Here is a 6,921-nt window from a genome sequence, read left to right as displayed (position 1 = left end):
CATCCTTGACCGCGAACTGAATGTTCATCAGGCCCTTCACCTTCAGCGCTCGGGCCAGAACACCGGTTTGGCGTTCGATTTCGGCGATGATATCGTTTGGCAGGCTGTAGGGCGGCAGTGAACACGCGCTGTCCCCCGAGTGCACGCCGGCTTCCTCGATATGCTCGAGCACGCCAGCAACAAACACTGTCTCGCCGTCAGCCACCGCATCCACGTCCACTTCGATGGCATCGCGCAGGTAACGGTCGATCAGCACCGGCGAGGTGCCCGACACCACCACGGCTTCACGGATGTAGGTTTCGAGCTGGGCACGGGTATCGACGATCTCCATCGCGCGCCCGCCCAGCACGTATGATGGCCGCATCAGCACCGGATAGCCGATGGTTTCGGCCACGCGCACGGCTTCCTCGGCGCTGCGGGCGATGCCGTTGTCGGGCTGTTTCAGGCCCAGTTCGGTGATCAGTGCGGCAAACCGCTCACGGTCCTCGGCCAGATCGATACTGTCCGGGCTGGTGCCCAGGATCGGGATGCCGGCATCCTGCAACGCCTGCGCCAGCTTGAGCGGGGTCTGCCCACCAAGCTGGACAATCACGCCGACCAGTTCGCCGTTCTGCATTTCGGTGTGGAGGATCTCCAGCACGTCCTCGGCGGTGAGCGGCTCGAAATACAGCCGATCCGACGTGTCGTAATCGGTCGAGACGGTTTCGGGATTGCAGTTGACCATGATGGTTTCATAGCCGGCATCACCGAGGGCAAAGCACGCGTGGCAGCAGCAATAATCAAATTCTATACCCTGCCCGATGCGGTTGGGGCCGCCGCCAAGAATGACGATCTTGCGCGCCGCCGTCGGCTGGCTCTCGCAGTCCGGCTCGCCAAAGCTGGGGGCTTCGTAGCTGCTGTACATGTAGGGCGTTTTCGCTGCAAATTCGCCGGCGCAGGTGTCGATACGCTTGAACACCGGGCGCACATTCAGCGCGCGGCGGGCGCGCGACACGTCGGCTTCGGCCGTGCCGGCCAGATGCGCCAGCCGCGCATCGGAAAAGCCCAGCGACTTCAGGTAACGGAAACCGGCCGCATCGCCGGGCAATCCGTTCGCCTTCACCTTGGCTTCGATCTCCACCAGCTCCAGCATCTGGCGCAAAAACCACGGTTCGAACTTGGCGATCTGGTGGATGCGCTCCACGCTCATCCCGGCGCGCAGGGCGTCGGCGGCAACGAGCAGGCGATTGGGCGTCGGGCGGCTCAATGCGGCTTCGATTTCCTCTATGACGGCGCCTTTCAGCTCCTCCACCTCGTCAAAGCCGGTCAGCCCGGTTTCCAGGCCGCGCAGCGCCTTCTGCACGCTTTCCTGCCAGTTGCGGCCGATGGCCATCACCTCGCCCACCGATTTCATCGCAGTGCCAAGCAACGGGGCCGCACCCTTGAACTTTTCAAAGGCAAACCGCGGGATCTTGGTGACGATATAATCGATGGTGGGCTCGAACGAGGCCGGAGTCGCACCGGTGATATCGTTCATGATCTCATCAAGCGTATAGCCAACCGCCAGCAGCGCCGCGACCTTGGCGATCGGGAAACCGGTAGCCTTTGACGCCAGCGCCGACGACCGGCTGACGCGCGGGTTCATCTCGATGACGACCAGGCGGCCGTCCTCGGGGTTCACCGCAAATTGCACGTTGGAACCGCCGGTTTCCACGCCGATCTCGCGCAGGCACGCGATGCTGGCGTTGCGCATGATCTGATATTCCTTGTCGGTCAGCGTCAACGTCGGTGCGATGGTGATGCTGTCCCCGGTGTGGACGCCCATCGGATCGATATTCTCGATCGCGCAGATGATGATGGCATTGTCCGCCCGGTCGCGGACGACCTCCATCTCATACTCCTTCCAGCCCAGCACGCTTTCTTCCACCAGCACTTCGGTGGTCGGGCTGGCATCAAGCCCGCCGGTGACGATCTGGATGAATTCCTCGCGGTTATAGGCGATGCCGCCGCCGGTGCCGCCCATGGTGAAACTGGGCCGGATAATCGACGGCAGGCCAACGTCTTCAAGCGCCGCCAGCGCTTCCTCGACTGTGTGCGCGATGCGGCTGACCGGGCTTTCCAGCCCGATCTTGGCCATCGCGTCACGGAATTTCAGCCGGTCTTCAGCCTTGTCTATGGCTTGCGCGTCTGCCCCGATCAACTGCACGCCGTATTTTGCCAGCGTGCCATCATTGTGCAGCGCCAGCGCGGTGTTCAGCGCGGTCTGCCCGCCCATTGTGGGCAGCACAGCGTCGGGGCGCTCTTTTTCAATGATGCGCGCGACGATTTCCGGCGTGATCGGTTCGATATAGGTCGCGTCCGCCAGTTCCGGATCGGTCATGATCGTCGCCGGGTTGGAGTTGACCAGGATAATGCGATAGCCCTCCGCCTTGAGCGCCTTGACCGCCTGCGTGCCCGAATAATCGAACTCGCAGGCCTGGCCGATGATGATCGGACCAGCGCCGATGATCAGGATGGATTTGATGTCGGTGCGTTTGGGCATCAGAGGCTCCGGGTCGAGGCGAGAGAGCCGACGAACTTCTCGAACAGATACTGGCTGTCCTGCGGGCCGGGGCTGGCTTCGGGGTGGTATTGCACGCTGAACGCCAGACGGTCGGTCAGTTCCAGGCCCGCCAGCGTGCCGTCGAACAGCGAAATGTGGGTGGGCCGCGCCGTGGCGGGCAGCGTCGCGGTGTCCACGGCAAAACCATGGTTCATCGACGTGATCTCGACCCGGCCGTCGGACAAACGCTTCACCGGATGGTTCGCCCCGCGGTGGCCCTGCGTCATCTTCAGCGTCTTGGCGCCCACGGCGAGTCCGAGCAACTGGTGACCAAGGCAGATACCGAACAACGGCAGCCCGGCGTTCAAGATCTTCTGGATGGTCGGCACCGCATGCACGCCGGTAGCAGCCGGATCGCCCGGGCCGTTGGACAGGAAGATGCCGGCCGGCTTCAAAGCCATGATCTCGTCAAATGTCGCCGTCGCCGGCACCACCGTCACCCGTGCACCGGCGGCAACCAGATTGCGCAGGATGTTGCGCTTCATCCCGTAATCGATGGCGACCACGTGCGGGCCATCCACGTTGGCACTGTGCACCGCATAACCGCCGGCCAGCGTCCACAAGCCGTCATCCCAACTGTAATTCTGGGCGGCGCTGATCACGCTGGCGAGGTCCATCCCCTCCAGCCCCGGCCAACCGCGCGCCTGGCTGAACAGCATCTTCACATCGAAATGCCCGGCCTTGTTGTGGGCAATCACGCCGTTGGGCGCGCCGCCTTCACGGATGCGCCGGGTAAGCGCGCGGGTATCCACACCGGAAATGCCGATGCGGCCCCATTTCTTCATCCAGTCGTCAAAGCGCTTGGTGCTGCGGAAATTCGCCGCCGCCGTCACCGGCTCACGCACCACGCAGCCCAGCGCGTGCGGGTTGGCCGATTCGATATCTTCGTTGTTGGCGCCAACATTGCCGATGTGCGGAAAGGTGAAGGTGATGATCTGCCCGGCATAGCTGGGGTCGCTCATCACTTCCTGATAACCGGTCATCGCGGTGTTGAAGCACACTTCCCCCACCGAAACCCCTTCGGCACCAAAACCGTGCCCCCACACCACGCTGCCATCGGCCAAAACCAATACCCCGGTAGCGCCTTTGGGCTGCGCAGGCGCTTTGGCGGCAGTCGGCCGAGGCACGATTGGGGCTTCGGCCATGGGGGATGGTTCCTTTGGGTTGCGAGCAAACGGCTGGGCACCTAGGGGTGCTCTGCCAAACCGTCAATCTATTCTTTGGGCGCGTGAGACGCTATCGAGCGGCAAAGATCAATCGGCAAATTTTACCACGGGAGCCTGCCATGCTGCGCGACGATATCAAAGCCGCCACCACCGACGCCATGAAGGCCCGCGACACCGCCCGGCTGGGCGCGCTGCGCCTGATCAACGCCGCCCTGAAAAACAAGGACATCGAATTGCGCACCGGAACCGCGCCGGCAGATGACGATGTGATGGTGACCGATGTGCTGATGAAAATGGCCAAGCAACGCCGCGAATCGATCGAAATGTATGTGACCGGCAACCGCGCCGAACTGGCCGATGCCGAACGCGCCGAACTGGCGGTAATCGAGGGCTTCATGCCCACCCAGATGGACGAAGCCGAAGCGTTGGCGGCAATCAAGGCCGTCGTGGCCGAGATCGGCGCCACCAGCGTCAAGGACATGGGCCGCGTGATGGCGGCAGTGAAGGAGCGTTTCGCCAGCAAGCTCGACATGAGCAAGGCCAGCGGGCTGGTGAAGGCGGCGTTGTCCTGAGCCTCTCCCCCGCCTTCCTCGACGAACTGCGCGCCCGCGTTCCCGTATCGGGCGTGATCGGCCGGCGCGTGAAGCTGACGCGGGCGGGGCGGGAGATGAAGGGCTGCTGCCCCTTCCACAACGAAAAAACCCCCAGTTTCTACGTGAACGACGACAAGGGTTTTTATCACTGTTTTGGCTGCGGCGCGCACGGCGACGTGATCCGCTTCATGACCGACAACATGGGCCTGCCGTTCATGGAGGCGGTGAAGCAACTCGCTGCTGAAGCCGGCCTCGAAGTGCCCGCCCCCTCCCCCGAAGCCCGCGCAAAGGCGGAAGTGGCCGACAGCCTGGCCGAACTCACCAGCCGCGCCGCCGCCTGGTTCCAGACGCAGTGGGCCGGTGACGGCGGGGCGGGTGCGCGCGCCTATCTGGAACAGCGCGGCGTGCGGCCAGGCACCATAAAGGCGTTTGCGCTGGGCTACTCCCCCGATTCGCGCACGGCGCTGCGGGGCCATCTGAAAGACGCCGCCGCCGACAAGCTGCTGGAAGCCGGCCTGATCGGGCGCACCGATGAGGGCGACATCTACGACCGCTTCCGCGGCCGACTGATGTTCCCGATCCGCGATGCGCGCGGGCGGGTCGTGGGCTTTGGCGGCCGCGCGCTGGGCGATGCGCAGCCCAAATATCTCAACAGCGCCGATGGCCCGCTTTTCGACAAGGGCCGACTGCTTTATAATATGGATCAAGCCGGACCTGCCGCCCGCAAATCAAACCGCCTGATCGTCGTTGAAGGCTATATGGATGTGATCGGCCTCGCGCAGGCCGGAATTGTCGAAGCCGTCGCCCCGCTCGGCACCGCAATGACCGAAACCCAGCTGCAACTGGCCTGGCGGCTGGTCGATGTGCCGGTACTGTGTTTCGATGGCGACGGTGCCGGCCTGCGCGCTGCAACTCGCGCCGCGATGCGGGCGCTGCCGCTGCTCAAGCCCGGCAAATCGCTCAGCATCGCCACCCTGCCGCAGGGCCAGGATCCCGATGATATTTGCCGGCAAGGCGGCAGCGCGGCGTTCGAGGCGGTGCTGGCCGGCGCGGTATCGCTGATCGATCATGTCTGGGCCACTGAAACCGCCGGGCTGGAACACGCAACACCCGAACGACGTGCCCAGGCCCGCCTGCATCTGCGTGAAGCCGCCGCCAGCATCGCCGATGCCGATGTGCGGGTGCTTTATCAGGCCGAATTCAGCCAGCGTTTCGAAGCCGCCTTCATGGCCCGCCCGCAGCGCGCGCCCTGGCAGGCTGGGGGGCAAGCTGGGGGACAAGCTGGGATGCAGGCTCGGGGGCAGCCGCACAAGGCGGGGGAACGCTGGCAACCGCCGATCCCCGGCGCATCTGCGGCGCTGAAGGCATTGGTCGCACGCGGCCACGATCCCATGATGGAAGCGGTGCTGGCCGGACTGCTCTTGCGGCCGGGCTTGGCCGATGCTCATCATGACGGGCTGTCGGCATTGCGGCCCCTGGATGCCGGCGACGCTGCCGTACTGTCGGCGGTGCTGGCGGTGACCGCGGCTGATCACGCTCTTGAAAGCGCGGGCCTGCTTGCCCATCTTTCCGATATCGGGCTCGCAGCCGAAGCGGATCGTATCCGGCGCGGCAACAGCTTGCGGTTGAGTTTCACCCGCGCCGACACGCCGGCAAACGTGGCTGATGCGGATTTTGCCATGACTTTGGCGCAGGCCACGGCCCGTACCGGGCTGGTGCAGGCACTGGCTGGGGCAACCACGCGTTTTCAGTCCAGCCTCGATGAAACGGACTGGGAAGCGCAGCAAATTCTGCGCCAGGAGATCGGAGCGCTGGACGCGGCGATGATGGCACTGGCGGAATCGCGACGGGAAGGCTAAGGCTCCGGTATAATACGGACGCAGCAAACGCCTGCACCGCCAGGGCAACGCCCAAGCGGGCGGGCCGTTGTAGGTTGATACGCAGGTTTAAACGCCGGGGCTTCAGACGCCGGCAAGCATTAGTTAAGCGCCGGCTCCGCCGGCATAGGGCAAGGACGTAGAATCGGATGGCCAAGACGGTCGCGAACGAGGCCACGGATGCCAAGGCGGATGGCGATGCCCCGCTGATCGATCTCAATGAAGCCTCGATCAAGAAGCTCATCGCTCGCGCCAAAAAGCGCGGCTACATCACCTATGACGAGATCAACGAGGCGTTGCCTCAGGATCAGATGACCAGCGAGCAGATCGAGGACATCATGTCCACGATCAACGAGATGGGCATCAACATCGTCGAGAACGAAGACAACAGCGACGAAGCCGATACGCCCGAGGAAGAAGAGCCCGAAGCCGAACCGGTTGACGGCGATCTGGCGCCGGCGCCGGTCACCGTCGTCAAGGCGCCGCTGGACCGCACCGACGATCCGGTGCGCATGTATCTGCGCGAAATGGGCGCGGTCGAACTGCTCAGCCGCGAAGGCGAAATCGCCATCGCCAAGCGCATCGAAGCCGGCCGCAACACCATGATCGCCGGACTGTGCGAAAGCCCGATGACGTTCCAAGCCATCATCGAATGGTCCAACGCCCTGAACGAAGGCCGCATGCAATTGCGCGAGATCCTCGAT

The 6,921-nt window shown here is 63.9% G+C and carries 5 protein-coding genes; 3 read left to right on the top strand and 2 right to left on the bottom strand.

Annotation, left to right across the window (positions count from 1 at the left end):
- Together carB and carA are read right to left on the bottom strand one after the other, a co-directional pair.
- The coding region (gene carB, locus ACESL8_RS01540; protein WP_372915196.1) for a carbamoyl-phosphate synthase large subunit at nt 1–2,521 on the bottom strand (2,521 nt) is incomplete at its 3' end.
- Nucleotides 2,521–3,726: a glutamine-hydrolyzing carbamoyl-phosphate synthase small subunit gene (gene carA / locus ACESL8_RS01535; RefSeq protein WP_372915194.1), complete on the bottom strand. Its 1,206-nt coding sequence runs from the start codon at nt 3,724–3,726 to the stop codon at nt 2,521–2,523. The genes carB and carA, both read right to left, overlap by 1 nt.
- Before the next feature lie 140 nt (nt 3,727–3,866).
- On the opposite strand from carA, the gene ACESL8_RS01530 reads away from it, so the two are divergent.
- The 3 genes from ACESL8_RS01530 to ACESL8_RS01520 all read left to right on the top strand — a co-directional run.
- Nucleotides 3,867–4,319, top strand: coding sequence for a GatB/YqeY domain-containing protein (locus ACESL8_RS01530; protein WP_372915192.1), 453 nt, complete (start codon nt 3,867–3,869; stop codon nt 4,317–4,319).
- The gene (dnaG, locus tag ACESL8_RS01525) at nt 4,316–6,199 is read left to right on the top strand and encodes a DNA primase (RefSeq protein WP_372915198.1); all 1,884 of its coding nucleotides are present in this window, start codon (nt 4,316–4,318) and stop codon (nt 6,197–6,199) included. Before ACESL8_RS01530 ends, dnaG begins: the two co-directional genes overlap by 4 nt.
- A gap of 167 nt (nt 6,200–6,366) precedes the next feature.
- A partial coding sequence (locus tag ACESL8_RS01520) for an RNA polymerase sigma factor region1.1 domain-containing protein (protein WP_372915190.1) occupies nt 6,367–6,921 on the top strand: 555 nt, incomplete at its 3' end.

Origin of the sequence: Sandarakinorhabdus sp. (assembly GCF_041689835.1) — a bacterium.
Taxonomy (GTDB): domain Bacteria; phylum Pseudomonadota; class Alphaproteobacteria; order Sphingomonadales; family Sphingomonadaceae; genus Sandarakinorhabdus.
This window is presented reverse-complemented; position numbering and strand designations above follow the sequence as displayed.

Coding starts and splice junctions, on each gene's coding strand:
- carA (WP_372915194.1), bottom strand. CDS start 3,726: ATGGCCGAAGCCCCAATCGTGCCTCGGCCGACTGCCGCCAAAGCGCCT.
- ACESL8_RS01530 (WP_372915192.1), top strand. CDS start 3,867: ATGCTGCGCGACGATATCAAAGCCGCCACCACCGACGCCATGAAGGCC.